The organism is Mesorhizobium sp. LNJC394B00 (assembly GCF_000502555.1).
Taxonomy (GTDB): domain Bacteria; phylum Pseudomonadota; class Alphaproteobacteria; order Rhizobiales; family Rhizobiaceae; genus Mesorhizobium.
Map to the genome: position 1 here is coordinate 778,461 of NZ_AYWH01000002.1, position 21,705 is coordinate 800,165.

Here is a 21,705-nt window from a genome sequence, read left to right on the forward strand (position 1 = left end):
GTGACGACAGCCTGATCGTCAGAGATAATGGGCTCAACCCTGCGGCTTGCCGGCGACCAATTGCCTGAGCGCATCGTTGATCCTGTCTTGCCAGCCGGGGCCATCTTCCTGGAAATGGTCGAGCACGGCGCGATCGATCCTGATCGAGACAAGCTCGCGAACGTTTGGTGCGGCGGAGGGTTCGCGAATGGGAGGCGCGGGTTTCTTGACCGGCTTGAAGGCCGCTTCAGCGGCTTCCATCGGATTGGTCGGTCGGCGCGGGGGCGTTGCCATTGGTTGATCCTGAATGAGAGTGACTCTTGCCTGGAGCAAGTCGTGAGGAAAACTAGGCCGCTGGTCTGTGAAGACCAGTAACTTCACTTGGTTCTCTCTGCCATTGCCCTGTATTTGGCTTCAAGCCTGTCCAGCACCTCGTCGCCAGGCTAGACCCGGCCCGCACTGGCATCCGAAATGCCCTTTGCGAGTGCTGCATCGAGTGCTGCAAAGCGCTTCTCCAAGTCCGCACTGTCCGTCACGGCAACCGTCGTTCCAAGAATCCATTTGCGATAATAGCAATCTGTCGGCCGGACCGTGAGCCAAATCGCGTCCGACATGAAGCCGCACCAGCTTCAACGTTCTTGCATTCCGCAGGCAGTGCCACTACGTCAATTCCAGCAAGCGAGGATTTGCCATGTCGACCGGACCGAACCGCATTCTCGATGAATTCGCCAAGCTGATGACCGATGCCGCGGGTGCCGCACAAGGCGTGCGCCGCGAGGTGGAGACTGCCTTCAAGGGGCAGGCCGAGCGCATCCTCAACACCATGGATGTGGTGCAGCGCGAGGAGTTCGAGGCTGCCCGCGACATGGCTGCCAAGGCCCGCGAAGAAAACACCAGGCTGGCCGCCCGCATCGATGCGCTCGAGGCCAGGCTTGCCGAATTGACCGGACAGGCCGCACCTGTGGCTGCGGCAAAGCCCAAAGCAAAAAAATAAAATTTGAACTTTTCCACAAAGCACAATCCGAAAAAATGCTTTGCCGTGAATCGTTTACCGGCAATGCATGAATCTTTGTGACAGCGCCTTTCCACATGCTGATGACGCAGTGCGAAAAATTAGGCTGTTCACGCGACTCCCGATCAATAGACTGAATTTGTTGCATGATTCGGAGCAGGGTCATGCGGCCGGGCGGTGGGGTCCGGTCCGGGGTCTTTGTGTCGTGAAGTCCTGGCCGTCCGAGTTCAAGACAAGATTGTTCGTCGTGTGTGCCCCGCGGAGCGTGTGGCGCTCCCCTGAACACAGGAAGCATTCCATGGAACTTCTCGAACTCGAATTCTCCCGCGAAATCCATCCGGTGGATGTCATCGAGCAGGTCGCCCATAACAATGACTGGTCCTTCGAAAGGGCCGGCGATGACGAAATCTCGATCTCGGTTGCCGGCAGCTGGACCGACTATCACGTCTCCTTCTCATGGATGGAGGATTTCGAGGCGCTGCATCTGGCCTGTGCTTTCGACATCAAGGTGCCGGAAGCCCGCGCGCTGGAAGTGATGCGGCTTTTGTCGCTGATCAACGAGCAGATGCTGTTTGGCCATTTCGATCTCTGGGAGCAGGAGGGCGCGATCATGTTTCGCCAGTCGCTGCTGCTCGCCGGCGGGGTCGAACCGTCGAGCCAGCAGGTCGAGGTGCTTTTGTCGTCGGCGCTTGAAGCCTGCGAGTGCTATTTCCAGGCCTTCCAGTTCGTTGTCTGGTCGGGAACCTCGGCCAAGGATGCGCTGGCCGGCGTCCTGTTCGAGACCTATGGCAACGCTTGAGCTTCCATGAGTTCGAGCAGCGCGCGCAAGCCCGAGATCAGCTTTGCCGATTTTGATCGTGTTGACATCCGTGCCGGCACGATCGTCGAGGCCGAGCCTTTCCCCGAGGCGCGCAAACCCGCCTTCAAGCTGAAGATCGATTTCGGCCCTGAGATCGGCGTGAAGAAATCCTCGGCACAGATCACGAAATACTATGCGCCGGAAACGCTGGTGGGACGGCAGGTGTTTGCGGTGGTGAATTTCCCGCCGCGCCAGATCGGTCCGTTCATGTCGGAAGTGCTCACGCTCGGCTTCCCTGATGAAGAAGGCGCCGTGGTGCTTGGCGCCATCGAGCGCAAGGTGCCGGACGGCGGGCGACTATTTTAGGAAGATTGCGTCAGGCGGCCAGCTTGCGCGTGGTGCCGAGCGCCTCTTCGACCGTGTCCATGAACATCTCGGCGCAGGCTTTCCAGCTGTAGCGCATGGCGCGTTCGCGCGCCTCGGCGCGGTCGACATTGAGCGCGGCGAGCGAGGCCTTGCGCAGATCGGTCGACACCGCGCCGCCGATGCCGTCGCCGACAATGTCGATCGGTCCGGTGACCGGATAGGCGGCCACCGGCGTCCCGCTGGCCAGCGCCTCGATGATGACGTTGCCGAACGTGTCGGTGCGGCTGGGGAAAACGAAAACATCAGCCGAGGCGTAGATCTCGGCCAGCTCATCGTTCGGGCGATGGCCGAGAAAATGCGCCTGCGGGTATTTCGCCCTGAGCCTGGCCAGTTCCGGTCCTTCGCCAACGATCACCTTGCTGCCGGGCAGGTCGAGATCGAGGAAGGCGCTCAGGTTCTTCTCGATGGCGACGCGGCCGACGCACAGGAATACCGGGCCGGGAAAGCCGAGGTCCTTCTTCTTGTCCGGGCGGAAGTGATCGGTGTCGACGCCCCGCGTCCACGGCCTGAGCTTGGTGAAGCCTCGCGACGCAAGGTCCTCCGCCAGCGACTGGGTGGCGACCAGCGTGCCTTGTCCGGAATTGTGGAAATCACGCAGCCAGCGATAGGCCCAGCTCTCCGGCACTGGCAGGCGGGCGCTGAGATATTCGGGAAAGCGGGTGTGATAGCTGGTGGTAAAGGGACGGCCGGCATTGCGGCAATAGCGCCGCGCCATGATGCCGAGCGGGCCTTCGGTGACGATATGGATATGGTCGGCCTTGCGAGCCTCGATCAGCCGCGCGACATGACCGGGCGTGGTCAGCGCCAGCCTGATGTCGGGGTAGGTCGGCAACGGCAAGGTGCGAAAGATGTTCGGGGTCAGGAAGTCGACCGCAACGTCGAAGGTTTTCAGCGTTTCGGTGAGCCGCTCCAGCGTGTGGACGACGCCGTTGACTTGCGGCCGCCAGGCGTCGGTGACCATCAGGATGCGCATGGCGGTCCTTTGCTCGGATCAACGGTTGCCTTGATGCGATAGCGGTACGGCCCGGCTGCCCTCGCTTCGCTCCACCGCACCCGGGCAGGCACGAGGTCGAAGTAAGGCGGCTGAGCCGAATCAACTGAGGTCGCGCGCTTCATGCGCGCTCTTGACCATGGTTTCATGACGGGCGGATGAAGGTGGTTTTTGGCCGAGCCCCGCCTTCCAGATCATGCTTTGGTCAGGCGGGCACCTTGATTACCGCCCGCAGGCCGCCGAGCGGGCTGTCTTCCAGCATGATGTCGCCGCCATGGCTGCGGGCAATATCGCGGGCGATAGAGAGACCAAGGCCGGTGCCGCTGGCGTCGAGGTTGCGCGCCTCGTCGAGCCGCACGAACGGTTTGAACACGTCCTCGCGCTTTTCCGGCGGGATGCCCGGACCGTCATCGTCGATGGTGACGACGAGTGAGCCGCGGCCGTGATCGGCGCTGATCTCCACCGTCTTGGCATAGCGCAAGGCATTGCCGGCGACATTGGACAACAGCCGGGCGAAAGCGTGCGGGCGCACATGCACATCCGGATCACCGGCAAGCACGGTCGATAGCTTGCGCTTGTGCAGCGACGCCTCCTCGCCGAGCTTTTGGAAATAGGCCTCGAGATCGAAATGGCCGGCATCTTCCGACGCTTCGCCGCGGGCAAAGGCGATATAGCCTTCCAACATCGACTGCATGTCGTCGATGTCCTGGTTGAGCGCGGCCTTGGTCTCGGGCTTGCCGCCGGCCAGCGCCAGCTGCAGCTTGAAGCGGGTGAGGATGGTTCTGAGATCGTGGCTGACGCCGGTCAGCATGGCGGTGCGCTGTTCCAGCTGGCGTTCGATGCGCTCGCGCATCTGGATGAAGGCAAAGCCGGCCCGGCGGACCTCCTCGGCGCCGCGTGGGCGGAAATCGCGCGGCATCGGCCGGCCCTTGCCGAAGCTTTCGGCGGCCTCGGCCAGAGACAGGATCGGCCGGATCTGGTTGCGAAGGAAGGGGATGGCGATCGTCAGCAGCACCAGCGACGTCCCGACCATCCAGATCAGGAAGATGTGGGTGTTGGAGGCATAGGCCTGGCTGCGGCGCACGAAGACGCGCAGCACCTTGCCCTCGAGCTGGATGCGGACCTCGACGATGTTGGAATTGCCGACCGTGTCGATCCAGAACGGGCGGTTGATCTGGCGGGTGATCTCGGTGGAAAGGACGTCGTCAAGGATCGAGAAGAAGGGCTTGGGTCCAGGCGCCGGCAACGGGTCGGGCGGCAAGAGGTCGACCTTCAACTGCATGCGGTCCTGGGCGATGCGGATGATGTTGGCGTAGTCGCCATCATGCGGATAGGTCTCGATCATGTCGATGATCGCGGCGATGTCGCGCACGGTTGCCTGCGACAGGCGCTGCGTCACGGTTGCCCAGTGGCGTTCCATGAAGTCGAAGGCGACGACCGACTGCAGAAGGATCATCGGCGCGATGACGATGATCAGCGAGCGGGCATAAAGCCGCTTGGGCATATAGAACGCAACCAGCCGCCAGAACCGCTTCCAGGCACGCGGCATTGCTTTCAGCGCGCGTGATACGCGCGCGCCAAAGCCGCCTTGTTCCGGCCGTTCCAGTTGCGTGGTCGCCATTTATCCTTCCGCTGGGTCAATGGCCGCTGGTCGATGGCCACATATCTATGGCCAAAGGGCGGCCGTCAGCGGCATTCTATTCCACGCTGAGCCGATACCCAATACCGCGCACCGTCTGCAGCCAGACCGGATTGGACGGATCGCGCTCGATCTTGCGGCGCAGCCGGTTGATCTGAACGTCGATGGTGCGCTCGCCGACTTCCGAATCGTCACCGACAAGCTCATGGCGCGGGATGGTTTCGCCGGCCCGCGCGGCAAAGATCGCCAGGATCTCCTGCTCGCGGTCGGTCAGCTTCAGAGCCTCGCCGCCCCGCTTCAGCTCGCGCCTGGCGATCTGGAAGGTGTAGGGGCCGAAGACCAGCTGCTCGACCTTGGGCGTCGTCGCCGGGCCGCCGCGGCGCAGGATGTTGTTGATGCGCAGGATCAGTTCGCGCGGGTCGAAGGGCTTGGGCAGATAGTCGTCGGCGCCGGCCTCGAGCCCGGTGATGCGGCTGTCGGTTTCCGATAGCGCGGTGAGCATCAGGATCGGCACGTTCTTCTCCGCCCGCAGCGCCTTGGTGAGGTCGACGCCGGTCTCTCCGGGCATCATGACGTCGAGGACAAGGAGGTCGAAGTCGAGTCCTGCAAGCTTTCGCCTGGCCTCGCCGGCATTTCCGGCGACAGTGACGCGAAAGCCATTTTCGGTCAGATACTGCTTGAGCAAATTGCGGATGCGGGTGTCGTCGTCGACCACAAGCAGATGCGGCGCGTCATCGTCCGGCGCCGCCGGCTGGTCCACCCTCTCAATGGTCTCCATGGCTTTTCCCTGACATGTTTGCAGGCACAATGTCGATCTGCGCCCTTAGTTCCGGATTGACCATGGCTTCCAGGAATCGTTCGATCAAGGGACGCTCGCTGGCTCCGGAATCTTCCAATGCAGCACGGATGCGGCGTGACTGTGGCCGCGCCAGGGCCAGCGCCAAGGCGCGGCCCTTGGCTGTCGGATAGAGCTCCCGCTGGCGGCGGTCGCGCGGACCCTGCAATTGCACGATATGGTCGGTGTCGATCAGTTGCTTGAGCACCCGCGCCAGGCTCTGCTTGGTGATCTTGAGCACGTCGAGCAGTTCAGCGACCGTCAGTCCCGGCCGGCGGTTGACGAAATGCAGCACCCGGTGATGGGCGCGGCCAAAGCCGTAATCGGCCAGGATCTGGTCCGGATCGGAAGTGAAATCGCGATACGCAAAGAAGAACAGTTCGATGATGGCGAAGTCGATGCCGTCCTCGTCGGTGATCGGCGTCTTGATCGGTTTTCCGGCAGCTGGGCTTCGATCCGTCATCATTTCTCCGTCCATAGAGGGAAATATGTCAGTACTATTGACGTAATTCCCCTGCAATGGTAATTTTTGGCAAGCTTTTGGGCGGATTGCGAACGAAAAGGGAAGGGAGTGCGGTTTTTCCGGAACTTCCTAAGTTTGCCAGAGTTCGATTCTCAGCTTACGCTTCAAGGGCCGCCCGACGCGGCTGTCGCGCAACAAAAACAACACCAATGATATGCGGGTCGCCGCCCGCGGGAGGTTTCCATGGCATCCGTTCCCTTCGACCAACTGGACGGCTTCATCTGGATCAACGGCGAGTTCGTCAAATGGGCCGACGCCAAGATCCACGTGCTGACCCACGGCCTGCACTATGCCAGCGCCGTCTTCGAGGGCGAGCGCGCCTATGGCGGTGCCATCTTCAAGCTCAATGAGCACACCGAGCGTCTGCATGAATCGGCGCGCCTGCTCGGCTTCAATATTCCCTATTCCGTGGCCGAGCTCAATGACGCCTCGACCACGCTTCTGAAGAAGCAGGGTTTCCAGGACGCCTATGTCAGGCCGATCGCCTGGCGCGGCAGCGAACAGATGGGCGTGTCGGCGCAGAACAGCCGCATCAACTGCGCCATCGCCATCTGGCAATGGCCGAGCTATTTCGACCCGGCGCAGAAGCTCAAGGGCATCCGTCTCGATCTGGCGGAATGGCGCCGGCCCGATCCGCGCACCGCGCCGTCGAAGTCGAAGGCCGCCGGCCTCTACATGATCTGCACCATGTCCAAGCATGCCGCCGAGGCCAAGGGCTATGCCGATGCCATGATGCTCGACTGGCGCGGCCAGGTCGCCGAAGCAACGGGCGCCAACATCTTCTTCGTCAAGGATGGCAAGATCCACACGCCGAAGCCCGATTGCTTCCTCGACGGCATCACCCGCCGCACCGTCATCGGCCTCGCCAAGGACCGCGGCCTTGAAGTCGTCGAGCGCGCCATCATGCCTGAGGAACTCGAAGGCTTGGAACAGTGCTTCCTCACCGGAACGGCAGCGGAAGTGACGCCGGTCTCCGAGATCGGTCCCTACCGATTCGAGGTCGGCGAGATCGCCAAGACTTTGTTGAACGACTATTCTGCTGCGGTGCAACCTAAGCATGCGATAGCCGCAGAATAACGAAAGTCACAGCTTTTTTCGCAAGCAGGGGCGGTTTTGAGGCCGGCCCCTTTATTTCAGCATCTGTGCATTTGACTTTCGTATAATTCAGCGTCTCATGATGGTGTCGGCCCGGGAGGCTGGCAGCTATGGAGGGACTAGGTACATGGATACGAATACGCTCATTGCGCTCGTTGTGCAGGTAATTGCAGGTGTTGTCGGTGGTCAGGCGGTCGGCGTTGCGCTGAAGAATGCGGCGATGGGCCAGCTGACCAAAATCCTCGGCGGCGCCGTTGGCGGCGTCGGCGGCGCGGCGATCCTCGGCAGCCTGCTCGGCGGTACGGCCGACCCGGCAGCGGCTGCCACGGCAGCGGGCGGATTGGGTGATACGCTGAACCTCAAAAACCTGCTCGGCGGCGCCGGCGGCGGCGCCATCCTGACCGGCATCATCGGTGCGGTCATGGGCGCGATGAAGAAGTAAGCCTCTAGATCATTCACCGTTTCACGGCGAATGATCTAGTTTGTTGTTTTACGCAATTCCGGACGGAAAACCGCTTTACACTTTTCCTGGAATTGCTCGAGACTCAGGCTTCGTCAAATGGGCGGCCGTTGGGCCGCCCATTTCTGTTTTAGGACGGACTGTTTGCCTTTCAGCAGTGGACGGCCTTCGCCCGCGCCTCTACATCACGCTGGAACAGCGAAAGGACAATCATGGGTCAGCTCAATGCCGGCATCGTGCCGGTCACGCCTTTCCAGCAGAACTGCACCATCCTGTTCGACATGGATGACAAGCATGGCGTCGTCGTCGATCCGGGCGGCGACATCGACAAGGTGCTGGCGGTGCTGAAGGACAATGCGATCACCGCCGCTGCGATCTGGATCACCCATGGCCACATCGATCACGCCGGCGGCGCCATGGAGCTGAAGGAAGCACTCGGCATCGAGATCATCGGCCCGCACGAAGCCGACAAGCTATTGCTCGACAATCTCGAGAACCAGGGCCAGCGCTACGGCATTGCCGGGGCGCGCAACTGCGTGCCCGACCGGTTTCTCGCAGAGGGCGAGACGGTTTCGTTCGGCTCACACATGTTCGAGGTGCTGCACTGCCCCGGCCATGCGCCCGGCCATGTCGTATACTACAATCGCGCGGCGAAGTTCGCTCATGTCGGCGACGTGCTGTTTCGCGGCTCGGTCGGGCGCACCGACCTGCCGGGCGGCGACCATGCGGCGCTGATCGCCTCGATTAAGAACAAGCTTTTGCCGCTCGGTGACGAGATCGGCTTCATCTGCGGCCACGGCCCGGGTGGCCGCTTTGGCGAGGAAAGGCGGACCAATCCCTTCCTGACTTAGCGATGTCTTTCTGCCAAGAAAAAAAGCGCTGGCCTTGCGGTCAGCGCTTTTTGTGGGACAGGGAAGCTCAATTCGCGACGCAGAAATGCTGCTCACCGTCATTGCCGGTGAACGTGCCGCTGCGGGCATTGAAGCTCCGGTAGCGGTCCGAGCAGTATTCGTACCAGTCGCGGGTCCACGGCTCGGCATAGCGGTCGGCATAGACGACCCGCGGTTCGGCATAGTAACGGCGCACCGGCGCCGGCCGCACTTCGCGGTAGTCGTAATCGTCGTCATAGCTGCTGTAGCGCGGCTGCGGGTTGCTCAGCGCACCGGCGATCAGAGCGCCGGCCGCAAGGCCGACGACACCGGCCGCAAGCGCGTCGCCATTATGATGACGACCATGGCCATGATGCCAGCGGTTCCAGTCCTTGGCATTGGCGGCAGGCAAGGTGGCGAGGGTGGTCGCGGCCAGAGCGGCGCCCAGGATGGCGGTCTTGAAAATGCGATTCATTTTGGTCTCCTTCGTGCCGGCCCGGATAGTTTTCGGGGATGCGGTCCAGCCTAGGGGACGATTAATAGAAGACCGTGGCTGAACGGGGGCTGAACGGAATTGGCTGATACGATCCAGTTCTTGCGGCAAAACCAAGCGCGTACGCAAGGCGCTCCGCCTCGTCAATCTCCGTCCGGACTGTCTTGAGCCAGCTTAGCCGACCGACAGGTTGACGGCCTTCGGACCCTTGCCGCGCTTGTCCGGCTCGGTGTCGAATGTCACTTTCTGTCCATCCTCCAGACCGGAAAGACCCGAAGCCTGCACGGCCGAAATATGAACGAAGACATCCTTCTGCCCGTCGTCGGGCGTAATGAAGCCGAAGCCTTTGGCATGATTGAAGAATTTGACGGTGCCGGTCTGCGGCATGGGAAGCTCCCTTTGATCCCATAAAGTCCAGTTTCGGGCCGGCAAATGCCCGAAGGGAAATTTGTCCTTTATTTTAGCGCTATCGGCAAGAGAAAGTTTTGGCGACGGCGGCAACGCTGAAGGCTGGTCAAATAGATCGTGGCACCGAAGGCAATTCGCGCCAGACGATTGCTCCGGCGATCAGCCACGGCATTGACCGATAAAGCGTCCTTTGCCTCCGGCGACGGCGGTCATGAAAAAGGCGCAACGGGAAACGTCGCGCCTTCGAAACTCTGGACGGCTGACAAAGCCGGTTCAAACACGCTTTAGGTGCTTTTTCGAGCGCCCTGACGGGCGCGCGGGCACCGCCGGTTCAGGCCGCGCGGAGGTTGACCGCCTTCGGACCCTTGCCCATGCGGTCGGGTTCAACGTCGAAGGTGACCTTCTGGCCGTCGACGAGGGTACGCAGGCCCGAGGCCTCGATCGCGGAAATGTGGACGAACACATCCTTGGCGCCGCCGTCGGGCGTGATGAAGCCGAAGCCTTTGGTCGCGTTGAAGAATTTAACGGTGCCGGTCTGGGCCATTGGGGAAACTCCTTCACCCGTGTCAGTCTTATGGTTTGCCCGCCGCCTGGCATCGTGGGCAAGTCCCGGTGGTTGCTTCGGCAGTCCTGCATTTGCGCATGGTAAAACCCCCCGCCGAAAATGGGGCCGTCAGAGATTCACAGTATCGGGGAAAGGTCGTCCAAAACGTTCCGCTCTCCGGGTCGCAAATGCCCGAACACAAAATTTATCGCACGGAAACGTGATCGTTGCAAGATAGCGCCGCGGGCCGCGTCCATCGACGCATCCCAACGAAGGCGCTTCGATAAACCTGGGTTCTTAAGAGTTCATCAGCCAGAGCCCGGCCACGCATGGTCCAGCGGTTTGGTCCAGGGCCAAAGCAATGCGCGGGCCGGGCATCGCATGGCTCCCGCGCCGCAAACGGGGGTTGCATTTGGCAAGGGAATGGCGAGGATCGACAGGCGCGTTTTGCGCCGGGGACGGGGGTCTCGAGGGAGGCATATTCATGAGATTTCTTGCGACGATCTTCTCGCGCCAGGGTTTTACTATTCTCTTCCTGTCGGGTCTTCTTGCGGCCTGCACCGTCGTCGTCGATGACGGGCCGGGACCACGTCCGCGCCCGCCACGGCCGGAACCGGAATTCTGCACCAGGCAATACGAGCCGGTCTGCGCGCGGCGCGGCGGTGACCGCCAGACCTTCGCCAATGCCTGCCTTGCCGAACGGGAAGGCTACCGCATCGTTCGCGACGGCCCTTGCCGCGACGGCGGCGGTGGTGGCGGTGGTGGCGAAGAGCCGACATTCTGCACGCGCGAATACGCCCCGGTCTGCGCCCGCCGCCATGGCGAGCTGCGCACCTTTCCCAACGCCTGCGAGGCCCGTGCCGCCGACTACCGCGTCGTCGAGGACGGCCCCTGCTGATTTTTCCTTCTCCCCTGTCGGGTGAGTCCGCCGGAGGCGAATTCACCGTCCCACTGGCACGATAAAAAAGGCGGCGAATGCCGGGACCCTGCGAAGCAGCGGGGACCGGGCGGGTGGACCGGACCACCCTTGGTCCTTCGCAGGCTCAGGGCGTTCGAAACTCGAAAAGCCAACAATTGGCTTTTCGTCTGCTGCGCGGACCGCTTCTCACCCCCAAGGGAGAAGGCAAGGTCGCGGATCGGAGTGGTTGCCTACGCCGAATACGCCCCGTCGGCCGGGCCGGCATAAAGCTCTGCGCCGTCCTCGTCGCAAATGCGCAGACGGTCGGGGATCTGCGGCATGGCGAGGCTGTGGAACAGCGCGGTGGCGCCCTGCAGGGCGGCGCGCAGGTTCGGCGCGTCCAGCGATACCTTGTCGAGCGTGGCTTCGTCGACGTCGCGCGAGCGGCTCGACGAAGAACGTCAAGCAAGCCTCCGTTGCAGAGTTTTGGGCGAGATCGTCAGTCCGAGATCGTCAGTCCATTGCCGGCAGGTGCGCCAGGCGCGCCCTGCCTGGTCAGCCCTTCGACTTCGGCTTCAGGCTGCTCTCTGCCTGCTTGACCGAGGAACCGAACGGGGAGGCGGCCTTGGCCACCACCTTGTCTTTCTTGGGCTTGCGCGTTTCGCGATTGCTGCGCTGCTGACCCTTGGCCATCTGTCTGCTCCTTCGTACGTGCTGGGTGGGTGCGGTGTCAGACTGCCTGGCTGTCGGGGACAGCCGGGGCGTCCGCTACTTCGAGGTTGTCTTCCGTGGTGACCCGCTCATAGGTCTCCTCCTCGCTGCGGATGCGATATTGCGGCGAGCCATCCTTGACCGGCAATCTGCTCTTGATCTGAAACAGCTCGGCGGTCTTCTGGGCGAGCCCGCTGCGGCTCTTCATGCGCACGGTCTGGCCGATGGCGAAGAGGTGCGAGGGCGTGTCGGTGCGCGGACGCGCATTCTGCTGGAAGCGGATCATGCTGCGTTCTCCTGGTCGCGCCTCAGCGCTGTTTCGAGTTCGAGGTAGTCGATGGCGACAAGCTGGCTGGTGGCCGGGTTCTTCACCGCCCTTGCCGGCAAATGGATGAAGGTGGCGACGCGACGCCAGGCAAGCCGCGACATGCCCTCGATCAGCTCTTCGTCGTGATCGATGTCATAGTCGCCGGCCGGCAGTTGCCCTTCCAGCCCGCCAAGCACGAAGGGTGCCGCGAAATGGGCGATGGAACGGGTGGTGCGATCCGGCATTGGCTTGGCTCTGGTTCGTCGATGCTTTCCGGCATCAACCGGGAACTCAACCATCGGCGATTGGAATGAGTTTGGCGGGTCGAGTATCTCCGACGCCGCTATATGCCAAGCTTGACCCAAAAAACGATCTCAGATCAATAATCCGAAATTGTTGGCTATTCAAGCTGATTTCCGCCACGGCTCGACCGGTATAAAAAATTTCTCGTATAAACCCCTAATAAATCTGCTATCGTGGAACAATATCAGCCAATTTCTTATTTAGAGCGCATCGGAATAATTATTCCGGTGCCCCTAAGATTATTTTTTACGAAAGGCAAAAATATATGAGATTCATGAAAACGCCGGATCGTCCGACCGCAACAATCGAGCCAATCGTCCTCTTCCCCAAGGCAATATCAGTGCGCCTGACGATAAGAAGCGACGAAGCGGCACGGCGCAAGATTGCCGACACCGACGGCACGCAACGGCGGGAGCGCCGGCTCGCCGAGAGCAACCGGCTGATTTGAACGCTACATTTTCCTGGAATTCCTCTAGAGTTTCGAAGAGGTCCGCGCCCTTGGCGAGCCCACTCTTCCCTTGAACCTGCAGCGCCGATGGCCTAGATCGCGGCAAGCGGACAAAACACGGCAGGTTTCCCATCAACAGAGATCAGAGAAGAGCGGCGGGTGCTGGAGCTGGCGGACAGCCGCCGCTGGGCCTCGACCAATATGTGCAGCAGGCGCTGCAGCTGCATCAGGCCGGGCGCCGGCAGGAGGCCGAGACGCTGTACCGGCAGGTGCTGGCGCGCAAGGCCAATCACCCGGCAGCGGCGCATTTCCTGGGCCTGTTGCTGCACCAGACCGGGCGCAACCCCGAAGGCCTGGAGCTGATCGAGCAGTCTGTGCGTCTGCAGCCGAAGAATCCCGATTTCCTCAACAATCTCGGCACGGTGATGCGCGATCTCGGCCGCATCGCAGCGGCCGCCGATTTCTTCCGCGGCGCGGTAGATCTCAAGCCCGACCAGCTCGCGGCACGCGACAATCTGGGTTCGGCGTTGAAACAGCTCGGCCAGTTCGAGGCTGCGGAGGACATCTATCGCGGCACAATCGGGCGCAATCCCTTCCATGTCCGCGCCCGCATCGGGCTTGCCGAAACGTTGCAGGAAGCCGGTCGTCTGGACGAGGCGCTGGCGACCTTTCGCGAGGCGCTGACGATCCGGCCCAGGGATGCCGACCTGTTGCACGGGCTCGGCGTCGGGCTGATGGAAAAAGGCAAGCTCGATGAGGCGGCCGACCTGTTCCGGCAGGCGCTGGCGATCACGCCAGGCATGGCAAAAGCCTGGCTGATGCTGACGCAGGTCAAGCGCCAGAAGGAGCGCGACGCCGAACTCGCCGGCATGGCGGCCCAGCATGCCAAGGCGCCGGCCGACAGCCTGGCGCGCATGCAGCTGTCCTTCGGTCTCGGCAAGGCCAATGACGATTTGAAGGACTACAACAGGGCCTTCGACTATTTCGCTGAAGGCAATGCGATCCGCCGCAAGGGCATCGATTATGATCCGGTCAGGACGCGGGCCGAATTCGAGGCGATGAAGACGGTGTTCAACGCCGGCTTTTTCGAAAAGCACAAGCCAAGTGCAATCTCCGACGACACGCCGATTTTCGTCGTCGGCATGCCGCGCTCCGGCACCACGCTGGTCGAACAGATCATCGCCAGCCATCCACAAGTCTATGGCGCGGGCGAGCTCAGCATGTTGAAAACCGCGGTCGGCAAGCAATTTCCGCTGACCATGCCGGGAGGTTTCCCCTGGGGACTGGTCGATGTATCCGACGCGGAGTTTGCGGAGGCGGGCCAAGCCTATCTCGACATGCTGCATGAGCGCTATCCCAACTTCAGGCATGTCACCGACAAGATGCCCGGCAACTTCCTGCTCATCGGCTTCATCCATATGATGCTGCCGAAAGCCAAGATCATCCATTGCGCGCGCGATGCGGCGGCGACCTGCCTTTCGATCTACAAGGTGCATTTCCGCGGCGACAACCACCGCTACGGCTATGATCTGGGCGAGCTCGCCGATTTCCACAACATCTACACCGACATCATGGCGCATTGGCACGATGTTCTGCCGGGCGTCGTCCATGACGTGCGTTACGAGGATTTCGTGGCCGACCAGGAGGGACAGACGCGGGCGCTGATCGGGCATCTCGGCCTGTCCTGGGACGACAAGGCGCTGTCGTTCCACGAGACCGACCGCCCGGTGCGCACGGCCTCGGCCGCGCAGGTGCGCCAGCCGATGTATCAGGGCTCGGTTGATCTCTGGAAGCGCTATGGCGACAGGTTGAAGCCGCTGCTGGACAAGCTGGCCTGAGCAGCGGCTAAAGCTCGATGAAGGGCTGGAAGCCGCCGAAGATCATGCGCTTCATATCGAAGGGCATGGGCCCCGAATCGGGCGTCAAACGCGGATCGGCCATAACCTTGGCCATTACCGCGTCGCGGCTTTGCCTGGACGAATAGACGGCCCAGGCGAAGACGACGATCTCGTCGTCTTTTGCCTGAACGGCACGCGGAAACGAGGTCAACTCGCCATAGGGCACGTCGTCGGCGGTACATTCGACGTAGGCGAGCGCTCCGTGTTCCTTCCATATCGGGCCTGCGAGGTTGGCCAGCTTCTTGTAGTCATCGATATTTGCCTTCGGCACGGCGAGCACGACACCATCGACATAGGACATGAGGTTCTCCTTGGAGTATCTCACAAAGCTCCTTACCGGCGTCAGCCGGTGAGGAGCTTTGTCAGCGGTGGTCAGTCTTTCTTCGCCGGCGCGTTCATCGCCCATTCGACCCCGAAGGGGTCGCGCATGTTGCCCCACTGGTCGCCCCAGAACATCAGCTGCAGCGGCACTGCGACTTCGCAGCCGGCACCGACCGCGCGCTTCCACCAGCCATCGATCTCGTCGGCGCCGAGATGGAGCTGCATGGTATAGCCCTGCGGCTTGACGGCAGGCATGCCGTTTTCGGGGTAGAAATCGGAAATCATCAGCGTCGAGCCGTTGATGTGGAGATGGATGTGCATCGTGCGGCCCTGCTCATCGGGCGGATAGAAGAACACCTGTTCGGCGCCGAAAGCCTTCTTGTAGAATTCGGCGGCCTTGAAGGCGCCGTCCAGCTGCAGATAGGGGGTCAATCCACCGAGAACTTTCGCGGCCGGCTGAATGGGGGTCTGGTCGGTCATGTCTTGTTCCTCTTTGGGTTTGGTCTGGGCATTTGGTTTGGCCTTGCGAACCCTAGGACGAACGAGCCGGCCGCGATCCTACATGTCTGATGCGATTTTCTGGCGAAACGAACTTGCGTCGGCGGCGCCCAATCAGAGCGCAATGCTCGCTGTCAGCAGGCTAGAAAGGGGACTGCTCCTTTAACCCCGCTGAGACGACAATGATCCTCTATTACCAGACCCATTCGCCCTTTGCGCGCAAAGCGCTCGTCTTCGCCCATGAGGTCGGGCTTGCCGACCGGCTCGAGGTCATTCATCACGAGACCAGCCCGACCTTGCGCAATGCCAGTGTCTACGCCGAAAACCCGCTCGGCAAGGTGCCGGTGCTGCTGCGGCCGGATGCGCCGCCGCTCTTCGATTCCGATGTCATCTGCGCCTATCTCGATACGCTGCATGACGGCCGCAAATTGCTGCCGCAGGACGGCGAAGCGCGCTGGCAGGCGTTGCGGTTGCAGGCGGTCGCCCAAGGCCTGGCGCAGACGGGCATAGGCCTGCGCTGGGAGACGGAAAGGCGGCCCGAACAGTTGCGCTATGCAGCGCTTGCCGAAGGCTACCGGGAAAAAATCGAGGCCAGCTATGACTGGATCGAAAGCGCGCTGGACGACGAGACACCGCTCCATGTCGGCCATATAGCGCTTGCCACCACGCTGTCCTGGATGGCGTTCCGCCAGCTGCCGTCCTTTCGCGCGCGGGCGCGGCTGACGCGCTGGTTCGAGGCGTTCGAAAAGCGTCGATCGATGCAGGCGACGCCGCTGTCGGGCGATACGCATGACTGAGCAACGGTCGCCCCGCGGCGGCCTGCATCGATCTTTCCCGACCGCATGGTCAGGGCGCCCTGCAGATCCGCGGGCCGTTTTGCGCGTCGATGAGGATTTCCGGCCAGCCGATATCCTTGCGCAGTTCGATCGGCAGGGCCAGAAGCTCGCGCTCGCTGCGATAGCGGGCGCGGTTCTGTGCGTAACGGGCGGCGACGCGGCCTATGGATGACAGGATGGACATGATGCGTTCTCCTCAGATGAAGCCGGCATCATCGTGTCGGCATCCCAAGGACGCAGCAGGTTCAGGCGATCCGACAGAGCGCTGAAAATATTCTGGGAGATGTGAAACCATGGGCCGCAACACAGTGCGGCCCATGGTGGTAGTTCCTCAGCCCGCCGTTTCAGCCACTGAGCGGAAGAAATCCTCGGGGTCTTCGACTTCGGTCAGCTTCCGCTTGTCGATCAGCCAGAAGCGGTTGCCGATGGCGCGGATGAAGGAACGGTCGTGCGAGGCGAGCACACAGCTCGCCTGGTGCTTGAGCAGTTCCTCCTCCAGCGCTTCCTGGCCGTCGATGTCGAGATGGTTGGTCGGCTCGTCGAGCAGGTAGAAGTTGGGGTTGGCGAGTCTCAGCGCCAGCATCATCAGCCGCGCCTTCTGGCCGCCGGACAGCACGCCGATCTTCTTCTCCTGCATCTCAATGACAACGCCGGCGCCGGCAAGCAGCGAACGGGCGCGCTGCTCGCCGACATCGTAGCGGCGCGAGACCATGGCCAGCGGCGTGTCGTCGCCACTGATGCCGGCCAGCGCCTGGTCGCTGTAACCGAGCGCCGTCGACGGCGTCACTTTGACGTTCGGCACCGTGTCAGGCTCGGAGATGGCATTGCGGATCAGGTTGACGAAACGCGACTTGCCGACGCCGTTGCGGCCGAGCAGCACGATGCGATCGCCCTGGCAGATGTGGCGCTTGCCGGTCTTGAACAGCAGCATGCCGTCCGGCGTTTCCACCGTGGCGTCGTCCAGCGTAATCAGCACCTTGGCATGGGTGCCGCGGTTGGCCAGCCGGATCGCGCCGGCTGATTTCTCGCGATGCGCCGATACCGCGGCGTCTTCCAGCTTCTCCGCCCGTTCCCTGAGTTGCTTGGTCTTCACCGTCAAAAGGTCGCTGCCGGAATTGATGCCGATGTTGTTGAGCTTGGCGGCCTGCTTGCGCAGTTGCTGCGCCACCTTCATGTCGCGCTCGAACCGGCGCGCCGTCGAAGCGTCCAGGTCGTCGAGCGCTTGCCTCGCCCTAGAATAGGGCAGTGCAAACACCGGCGAGTCCTCCGGGCGCAAGAACAGCGTGCGGTTGGTGACGGCGTCGAGAAAGGCGCGGTCGTGACTGGCGATGACCACCGGCACCTCGCGAGGCAGGGCGTTCAGCCAGCTTTCCAGCTGGCTGATCTTGGCGAGGTCGAGATGGTTGGTGGGCTCGTCGAGCAAAAGCACATCGGGGTCGGTGACCCAGACGCGGGCAATCAGCGCCAGCCGCTGCCATCCGCCGCTCAGCGCCTGCATCGGCCGTTCGCGCATCGGTTCGGGCACGTCGAGCGAATCCAGCGCCACGTCGACCCGCCACATCTCGCTGTCGGCCTGCTCGGCCGGCAAGGCATCGGCCACCACCTGACGGAAGCTGCGGCTGAGAAGGGCTGGCGGAACCGACTGCTCGACATGGCCGACACGCAGGCCGCGCGTGCGAGAAATGTCGCCCGAGGTCGGCTCCAGCGCGCCGGTCAGGCATTTAAGCAAGGTCGACTTGCCGCGGCCATTGGCGGCGACGATGCCGAGCCGGTCGCCGGCGCCGATGGTGAGGTCGAGATTGGAAAACAGCGGCGCACTCATGGTGACGCCGAGGGATTTGAGGCTGATCAGGGCCATTGCGATTTCTCTGGTCTTGCCGGAGACAACTCCGGATGCACTTTGACGGTGTGCTTGCCGGCCGTCAGGCTCAGCTTTGCGCACCACGAAGGGCAGACCAAAAAATCGAAACGGGAAAAAACCCGTGATGTCCCTGGTCAGCCCTGCAAGCGAACTCGCAGGGCCGAAATCGGGCCACGCTGACGATGGTGATCGATAGACACGCAGCCCTCCTTTCAAGACAAAACTTTGAGTGTGTGGAGCGATTACACCAAAGGCGGGGGTGGAGGCAAGTGGCGACGGATGCGGCGGTGGTGGAGCGCTCTTCCCTTCTCCCACAAGGGGAGAAGGAAAGAGGTGCTATTTCCCCGGCCGCCCCGTCTTGCCCGGCCGGCGCTTTTCGCGGCGGGCGTCGCCTGGGTCTTCGTAGGAGCCGATGCCGGCGCGCTGGCGAACGAATGGTTTTGGGGAATCGTCGCGTTCCTTCGCGCCCCCCTCTGCCCTGCCGGGCATCTCCCCCACTCGGGGGGAGATTGGCTGGGGCTTGGCCGGCACTTTCCCTTCGACCGGCTTTTCCGTGCGCCGCACGGTCATCTCGTCGAGCGAATTCTTCTTGAACAGTGGCTTGGTGGCGCCGCCCGGAATGCCGAAGTCGGAGCCGTGCGCTTCCTGCGCCGACTGTTTCTTGAACAGCGAGCGCGACACCGCGCCTGACGGTGTCGGCATGTCGGTACCAGGCCCCATATCGTCGATCGACGGCTTGGCAAACAGCGGTTTCTTCACCGGCACGGCGCCGTCGGCGCCCATTTCGTCGAGCGCCGGCTTGCGGAAGAGGTTGGACCGGGCAGCCCTGGCCGCCTCTTCGGCGGCACGTGCCTCATCGAACTTGCGGAACCGCTCCTGTTCCTCAGCCGTACGGTGCTTGGCCACGCCCTTGTTGTGCTTGCCCTTCTCGCGGCCCGAAACCGGGCTTTCCATGTCGGCATATTTGGCCAGCGGGTCTTCCGCGATCGACAGTTCCATTTCGCGCAGCCGCTTGATCTCGTCACGGATGCGGGCGGCCTTCTCGAAGTCGAGATTGGCGGCGGCGTCGCGCATCTGCTTTTCCATGGCGTCGAGATGAGCCTTGAGATTGTTGCCCATCATCGCACCGGCGCCGTCGGTGAACTGCGAGATATCGGCGCGGACATGGTCCTTCTCGTAGACCGAGTCCAGAATGTCGGAGATGCGCGACTTCACCGATTCCGGGGTGATGCCGTTGGCCGCGTTCCATTCCATCTGCTTTTCGCGGCGGCGGTTGGTCTCGGCCATCGCCCGCTCCATCGAGCCGGTGACCTGGTCGGCATAGAGGATGACCTTGCCGTCGACGTTGCGGGCGGCGCGACCGATGGTCTGGATCAGCGACGTCTCGGAGCGCAGGAAGCCCTCCTTGTCGGCGTCGAGGATGGCGACGAAACCGCATTCAGGAATGTCGAGGCCTTCGCGCAGCAGGTTGATGCCGACCAGCACGTCGAAAGCGCCGAGGCGGAGATCGCGCAGAATTTCGATGCGCTCCAGCGTGTCGATGTCGGAGTGCATGTAGCGAACGCGCACGCCTTGCTCATGCAAATATTCGGTCAGGTCTTCGGCCATGCGCTTGGTCAAAACGGTGACCAGCGTGCGGTAGCCGGCGGCCGTGGTGTCGCGGATTTCGCCGACGACATCGTCGACCTGGCTTTTCGCCGGGCGGACTTCGACCGGCGGATCGATCAGGCCGGTCGGGCGGATGACCTGCTCGGCGAACACGCCGCCGGCCTGTTCCATCTCCCAGGCGCCGGGTGTCGCAGAAACCGCGACGGAGAGCGGTCGCATGGCGTCCCATTCCTCGAAGCGCAGCGGACGGTTGTCCATGCAGGAGGGCAGGCGAAAACCATACTCCGCCAGCGTCGCCTTGCGCCGAAAGTCGCCACGATACATGCCGCCGATCTGCGGCACGGTGACGTGGCTTTCGTCGATGAAGACCAGCGCATTGTCGGGGATATATTCGAACAAAGTCGGCGGCGGATCGCCCGGCTGGCGTCCCGTGAGATAGCGCGAATAGTTCTCGATGCCGGCGCAGGAGCCGGTGGCTTCCAGCATCTCAAGATCGAAGCGGCAGCGCTGTTCGAGCCGCTGTGCCTCCAGCAGGCGGCCGGCGCGCTCGAGCTCGACCAGCCGGTGCTTGAGCTCCTCCTTGATCGACTTGATCGCCTGGTTGAGCGTTGGACGCGGCGTCACATAGTGCGAGTTGGCGTAGATCTTGACGCTCTTCAGCTCGCCGGTCTTCTGGCCTGTGAGCGGATCGAATTCGGTGATCGCCTCGATCTCGTCGCCGAACATCGAGATGCGCCAGGCGCGGTCTTCAAGGTGAGCCGGGAAGATTTCGATCGTGTCGCCGCGCACGCGGAACGAGCCGCGCACGAAATTGATGTCCTGGCGCTTGTACTGCTGGGCGACGAGATCCGCGAGCAGAGCCCGCTGGTCGAGCCGGTCGCCGATCTGCATCTGGAAGGTCATCGCCGTGTAGGTCTCGACCGAGCCGATACCGTAGATGCAGGACACCGAGGCGACGATGATGACGTCGTCGCGCTCGAGCAGCGAACGCGTCGCCGAATGGCGCATGCGGTCGATCTGCTCGTTGATCGAGGATTCCTTCTCGATGAAAGTGTCGGTGCGCGGAACGTAGGCTTCCGGTTGGTAGTAGTCGTAATAGGAGACGAAATACTCCACCGCATTGTCTGGGAAGAATTTCTTGAACTCGGAATAGAGCTGCGCGGCCAGCGTTTTGTTGGGCGCCAGGATCAAGGCAGGGCGCTGCGTCTGCTCGATCACCTTGGCCATGGTGAAGGTTTTGCCGGAGCCGGTGACGCCGAGCAGTACCTGGGTGCGGTCATTGTTATCGACGCCCTCGACAAGATCCTTGATGGCGGTCGGCTGGTCGCCGGCCGGCTCGAAATCCGACACCATCTTGATAGCGATGCCGCCTTCGGATTTTTCCGGGCGGGCAGGGCGGTGCGGCGTCCACAGCACGCCGTCCTTGTGCAGCGGGTTGCCGGATTCGATCAGCGCCGACAGCGCCGCGACCGTCGCGGTGACGCTGCCCGAGGCCATCGTCTCGGCGTCTTCCAGCGAGATGTCGAGACCGGCGACCGGGTTGAGGCCGGCGGCGGTGCGCTCGCGCGCCGTTGCCGCGCCACCCATCGAGGTCCCGCGCGAACTGCGGCCGGGCGCAGCGGACCGCTCCGGGATCTTCTTCGCGGACCTTGGTGATTTGCCATCGCCCTTACCGGTGAGACGGCCTTCCTTCTCGGCCTCCTGCTCGATCTGCTCGGCCCAGTCGGCAATCGAGCCGCTCAGCGGCGTGCCGGTGAAGTCAGCCTGCGGCGCCTCGGCGAAGCCACCCTTGTGCAAGGGCTCCGAAGCATCGAGGAAATCGGTCAACGGGCTGCGCCGCTTGGGCAGCGAAGCGCTGTTGTCACCCGCCGGAGACGGTGTCTTTTTCTCGGGAAGTTTGGCCATGCCCCAAATATGGGCAGAGTCCGCCAAAATGGAAAGAG

26 protein-coding genes are annotated in these 21,705 nt (G+C 62.4%); 10 read left to right on the forward strand and 16 right to left on the reverse strand.

What is annotated here, in order from left to right; genetic code table 11:
* Window positions 1-33 precede the first annotated feature (33 nt).
* Window positions 34-273, reverse strand: coding sequence for a BrnA antitoxin family protein (locus tag X751_RS155510; protein WP_023683720.1), 240 nt, complete (start codon window positions 271-273; stop codon window positions 34-36).
* 397 nt (window positions 274-670) lie between these two features.
* Here X751_RS155510 and X751_RS155505 point away from each other — a divergent pair, with 397 nt between their 5' ends.
* The 3 genes from X751_RS155505 to X751_RS155495 all read left to right on the forward strand — a co-directional run bounded on the left by X751_RS155505 (window position 671) and on the right by X751_RS155495 (window position 2,156).
* Window positions 671-973, forward strand: coding sequence for an accessory factor UbiK family protein (locus X751_RS155505; RefSeq protein ID WP_023672029.1), 303 nt, complete (start codon window positions 671-673; stop codon window positions 971-973).
* Window positions 974-1,289: 316 nt separating this feature from the next.
* The gene (locus X751_RS155500; protein ID WP_006202532.1) at window positions 1,290-1,790 is read left to right on the forward strand and encodes a YbjN domain-containing protein; all 501 of its coding nucleotides are present in this window, start codon (window positions 1,290-1,292) and stop codon (window positions 1,788-1,790) included.
* Between the two features lie 6 nt (window positions 1,791-1,796).
* Window positions 1,797-2,156, forward strand: a complete 360-nt coding sequence (locus X751_RS155495; RefSeq protein WP_023672028.1) for a tRNA-binding protein — start codon at window positions 1,797-1,799, stop codon at window positions 2,154-2,156.
* A gap of 10 nt (window positions 2,157-2,166) precedes the next feature.
* Here the strand turns inward: X751_RS155495 and X751_RS155490 are convergent, their stop codons facing one another.
* The 4 genes from X751_RS155490 to X751_RS155475 all read right to left on the reverse strand — a co-directional run bounded on the left by X751_RS155490 (window position 2,167) and on the right by X751_RS155475 (window position 6,144).
* The gene (locus X751_RS155490) at window positions 2,167-3,189 is read right to left on the reverse strand and encodes a glycosyltransferase family 1 protein (protein ID WP_023701587.1); all 1,023 of its coding nucleotides are present in this window, start codon (window positions 3,187-3,189) and stop codon (window positions 2,167-2,169) included.
* A 223-nt stretch (window positions 3,190-3,412) separates the two neighbouring features.
* Window positions 3,413-4,828, reverse strand: coding sequence for an ATP-binding protein (locus X751_RS155485; protein WP_023672026.1), 1,416 nt, complete (start codon window positions 4,826-4,828; stop codon window positions 3,413-3,415).
* 76 nt (window positions 4,829-4,904) lie between these two features.
* A complete protein-coding gene (locus X751_RS155480; protein WP_023744302.1) occupies window positions 4,905-5,624 on the reverse strand; it encodes a response regulator transcription factor in 720 nt (239 codons plus the stop codon).
* Window positions 5,611-6,144, reverse strand: coding sequence for a MarR family transcriptional regulator (locus tag X751_RS155475; RefSeq protein ID WP_023683723.1), 534 nt, complete (start codon window positions 6,142-6,144; stop codon window positions 5,611-5,613). Before X751_RS155475 ends, X751_RS155480 begins: the two co-directional genes overlap by 14 nt.
* A gap of 243 nt (window positions 6,145-6,387) precedes the next feature.
* On the opposite strand from X751_RS155475, the gene X751_RS155470 reads away from it, so the two are divergent.
* From X751_RS155470 to X751_RS155460, 3 genes are all read left to right on the forward strand, one after another.
* Complete coding sequence (locus X751_RS155470) at window positions 6,388-7,281, forward strand: branched-chain amino acid aminotransferase (protein ID WP_023744303.1); 894 nt, start codon at window positions 6,388-6,390, stop codon at window positions 7,279-7,281.
* 145 nt (window positions 7,282-7,426) lie between these two features.
* Window positions 7,427-7,741: a hypothetical protein gene (locus X751_RS155465; protein WP_023672022.1), complete on the forward strand. Its 315-nt coding sequence runs from the start codon at window positions 7,427-7,429 to the stop codon at window positions 7,739-7,741.
* A gap of 230 nt (window positions 7,742-7,971) precedes the next feature.
* Complete coding sequence (locus X751_RS155460; RefSeq protein WP_023695789.1) at window positions 7,972-8,610, forward strand: MBL fold metallo-hydrolase; 639 nt, start codon at window positions 7,972-7,974, stop codon at window positions 8,608-8,610.
* Window positions 8,611-8,677: 67 nt separating this feature from the next.
* Here X751_RS155460 and X751_RS155455 read toward each other — a convergent pair whose 3' ends face one another.
* The 3 genes from X751_RS155455 to X751_RS155445 all read right to left on the reverse strand — a co-directional run bounded on the left by X751_RS155455 (window position 8,678) and on the right by X751_RS155445 (window position 10,073).
* The gene (locus tag X751_RS155455; protein WP_023672020.1) at window positions 8,678-9,103 is read right to left on the reverse strand and encodes a BA14K family protein; all 426 of its coding nucleotides are present in this window, start codon (window positions 9,101-9,103) and stop codon (window positions 8,678-8,680) included.
* Window positions 9,104-9,295: 192 nt separating this feature from the next.
* A complete protein-coding gene (locus X751_RS155450) occupies window positions 9,296-9,508 on the reverse strand; it encodes a cold-shock protein (protein WP_023672019.1) in 213 nt (70 codons plus the stop codon).
* A gap of 352 nt (window positions 9,509-9,860) precedes the next feature.
* Window positions 9,861-10,073: a cold-shock protein gene (locus X751_RS155445; RefSeq protein WP_006202520.1), complete on the reverse strand. Its 213-nt coding sequence runs from the start codon at window positions 10,071-10,073 to the stop codon at window positions 9,861-9,863.
* A gap of 484 nt (window positions 10,074-10,557) precedes the next feature.
* Between X751_RS155445 and X751_RS155440 the strand changes: the two genes are divergently transcribed.
* On the forward strand, window positions 10,558-10,971 hold the full coding sequence (locus tag X751_RS155440; protein ID WP_023672018.1) for a Kazal-type serine protease inhibitor domain-containing protein: 414 nt from the start codon (window positions 10,558-10,560) through the stop codon (window positions 10,969-10,971).
* A 555-nt stretch (window positions 10,972-11,526) separates the two neighbouring features.
* Here X751_RS155440 and X751_RS1000000167460 read toward each other — a convergent pair.
* The 3 genes from X751_RS1000000167460 to X751_RS155430 are packed head-to-tail and all read right to left on the reverse strand — an operon-like array spanning window position 11,527 to window position 12,234.
* Window positions 11,527-11,664: a hypothetical protein gene (locus X751_RS1000000167460; RefSeq protein ID WP_023683725.1), complete on the reverse strand. Its 138-nt coding sequence runs from the start codon at window positions 11,662-11,664 to the stop codon at window positions 11,527-11,529.
* A gap of 37 nt (window positions 11,665-11,701) precedes the next feature.
* The gene (locus X751_RS155435; RefSeq protein ID WP_023672015.1) at window positions 11,702-11,968 is read right to left on the reverse strand and encodes a hypothetical protein; all 267 of its coding nucleotides are present in this window, start codon (window positions 11,966-11,968) and stop codon (window positions 11,702-11,704) included.
* On the reverse strand, window positions 11,965-12,234 hold the full coding sequence (locus X751_RS155430; protein WP_023672014.1) for a hypothetical protein: 270 nt from the start codon (window positions 12,232-12,234) through the stop codon (window positions 11,965-11,967). The genes X751_RS155435 and X751_RS155430 overlap by 4 nt, the downstream gene beginning before the upstream one ends.
* A 323-nt stretch (window positions 12,235-12,557) precedes the next feature.
* Between X751_RS155430 and X751_RS155425 the strand changes: the two genes are divergently transcribed.
* Window positions 12,558-12,740: a hypothetical protein gene (locus X751_RS155425; RefSeq protein WP_023683727.1), complete on the forward strand. Its 183-nt coding sequence runs from the start codon at window positions 12,558-12,560 to the stop codon at window positions 12,738-12,740.
* 203 nt (window positions 12,741-12,943) lie between these two features.
* Entirely contained in the window at window positions 12,944-14,578 is a 1,635-nt protein-coding gene (locus X751_RS155420) for a sulfotransferase (protein WP_023744304.1), read from the forward strand.
* A gap of 7 nt (window positions 14,579-14,585) precedes the next feature.
* Here X751_RS155420 and X751_RS155415 read toward each other — a convergent pair whose 3' ends face one another.
* Window positions 14,586-14,939, reverse strand: coding sequence for a DUF1428 domain-containing protein (locus X751_RS155415; protein WP_023744305.1), 354 nt, complete (start codon window positions 14,937-14,939; stop codon window positions 14,586-14,588).
* A 71-nt stretch (window positions 14,940-15,010) separates the two neighbouring features.
* Window positions 15,011-15,439, reverse strand: a complete 429-nt coding sequence (locus X751_RS155410; protein ID WP_023691563.1) for a glyoxalase/bleomycin resistance/extradiol dioxygenase family protein — start codon at window positions 15,437-15,439, stop codon at window positions 15,011-15,013.
* 200 nt (window positions 15,440-15,639) lie between these two features.
* Between X751_RS155410 and X751_RS155405 the strand changes: the two genes are divergently transcribed.
* Entirely contained in the window at window positions 15,640-16,254 is a 615-nt protein-coding gene (locus tag X751_RS155405) for a glutathione S-transferase (RefSeq protein ID WP_023672010.1), read from the forward strand.
* Window positions 16,255-16,303: 49 nt separating this feature from the next.
* On the opposite strand, the gene X751_RS1000000167465 is transcribed toward X751_RS155405, so the two are convergent.
* The 3 genes from X751_RS1000000167465 to uvrB form a co-directional block, all read right to left on the reverse strand.
* Entirely contained in the window at window positions 16,304-16,477 is a 174-nt protein-coding gene (locus X751_RS1000000167465) for a hypothetical protein (RefSeq protein ID WP_023672009.1), read from the reverse strand.
* 147 nt (window positions 16,478-16,624) lie between these two features.
* Complete coding sequence (locus X751_RS155400; protein ID WP_023744306.1) at window positions 16,625-18,151, reverse strand: ABC-F family ATP-binding cassette domain-containing protein; 1,527 nt, start codon at window positions 18,149-18,151, stop codon at window positions 16,625-16,627.
* A gap of 339 nt (window positions 18,152-18,490) precedes the next feature.
* Entirely contained in the window at window positions 18,491-21,667 is a 3,177-nt protein-coding gene (gene uvrB / locus X751_RS155395) for an excinuclease ABC subunit UvrB (RefSeq protein WP_023744307.1), read from the reverse strand.
* Between the last annotated feature and the right edge of the window lie 38 nt (window positions 21,668-21,705).

Coding starts and splice junctions, on each gene's coding strand:
- X751_RS155510 (WP_023683720.1), bottom strand. CDS start 273: ATGGCAACGCCCCCGCGCCGACCGACCAATCCGATGGAAGCCGCTGAA.
- X751_RS155505 (WP_023672029.1), top strand. CDS start 671: ATGTCGACCGGACCGAACCGCATTCTCGATGAATTCGCCAAGCTGATG.
- X751_RS155500 (WP_006202532.1), top strand. CDS start 1,290: ATGGAACTTCTCGAACTCGAATTCTCCCGCGAAATCCATCCGGTGGAT.
- X751_RS155495 (WP_023672028.1), top strand. CDS start 1,797: ATGAGTTCGAGCAGCGCGCGCAAGCCCGAGATCAGCTTTGCCGATTTT.
- X751_RS155490 (WP_023701587.1), bottom strand. CDS start 3,189: ATGCGCATCCTGATGGTCACCGACGCCTGGCGGCCGCAAGTCAACGGC.
- X751_RS155485 (WP_023672026.1), bottom strand. CDS start 4,828: ATGGCGACCACGCAACTGGAACGGCCGGAACAAGGCGGCTTTGGCGCG.
- X751_RS155480 (WP_023744302.1), bottom strand. CDS start 5,624: ATGGAGACCATTGAGAGGGTGGACCAGCCGGCGGCGCCGGACGATGAC.
- X751_RS155475 (WP_023683723.1), bottom strand. CDS start 6,144: ATGACGGATCGAAGCCCAGCTGCCGGAAAACCGATCAAGACGCCGATC.
- X751_RS155470 (WP_023744303.1), top strand. CDS start 6,388: ATGGCATCCGTTCCCTTCGACCAACTGGACGGCTTCATCTGGATCAAC.
- X751_RS155465 (WP_023672022.1), top strand. CDS start 7,427: ATGGATACGAATACGCTCATTGCGCTCGTTGTGCAGGTAATTGCAGGT.
- X751_RS155460 (WP_023695789.1), top strand. CDS start 7,972: ATGGGTCAGCTCAATGCCGGCATCGTGCCGGTCACGCCTTTCCAGCAG.
- X751_RS155455 (WP_023672020.1), bottom strand. CDS start 9,103: ATGAATCGCATTTTCAAGACCGCCATCCTGGGCGCCGCTCTGGCCGCG.
- X751_RS155450 (WP_023672019.1), bottom strand. CDS start 9,508: ATGCCGCAGACCGGCACCGTCAAATTCTTCAATCATGCCAAAGGCTTC.
- X751_RS155445 (WP_006202520.1), bottom strand. CDS start 10,073: ATGGCCCAGACCGGCACCGTTAAATTCTTCAACGCGACCAAAGGCTTC.
- X751_RS155440 (WP_023672018.1), top strand. CDS start 10,558: ATGAGATTTCTTGCGACGATCTTCTCGCGCCAGGGTTTTACTATTCTC.
- X751_RS1000000167460 (WP_023683725.1), bottom strand. CDS start 11,664: ATGGCCAAGGGTCAGCAGCGCAGCAATCGCGAAACGCGCAAGCCCAAG.
- X751_RS155435 (WP_023672015.1), bottom strand. CDS start 11,968: ATGATCCGCTTCCAGCAGAATGCGCGTCCGCGCACCGACACGCCCTCG.
- X751_RS155430 (WP_023672014.1), bottom strand. CDS start 12,234: ATGCCGGATCGCACCACCCGTTCCATCGCCCATTTCGCGGCACCCTTC.
- X751_RS155425 (WP_023683727.1), top strand. CDS start 12,558: ATGAGATTCATGAAAACGCCGGATCGTCCGACCGCAACAATCGAGCCA.
- X751_RS155415 (WP_023744305.1), bottom strand. CDS start 14,939: ATGTCCTATGTCGATGGTGTCGTGCTCGCCGTGCCGAAGGCAAATATC.
- X751_RS155410 (WP_023691563.1), bottom strand. CDS start 15,439: ATGACCGACCAGACCCCCATTCAGCCGGCCGCGAAAGTTCTCGGTGGA.
- X751_RS155405 (WP_023672010.1), top strand. CDS start 15,640: ATGATCCTCTATTACCAGACCCATTCGCCCTTTGCGCGCAAAGCGCTC.
- X751_RS1000000167465 (WP_023672009.1), bottom strand. CDS start 16,477: ATGTCCATCCTGTCATCCATAGGCCGCGTCGCCGCCCGTTACGCACAG.
- X751_RS155400 (WP_023744306.1), bottom strand. CDS start 18,151: ATGGCCCTGATCAGCCTCAAATCCCTCGGCGTCACCATGAGTGCGCCG.
- uvrB (WP_023744307.1), bottom strand. CDS start 21,667: ATGGCCAAACTTCCCGAGAAAAAGACACCGTCTCCGGCGGGTGACAAC.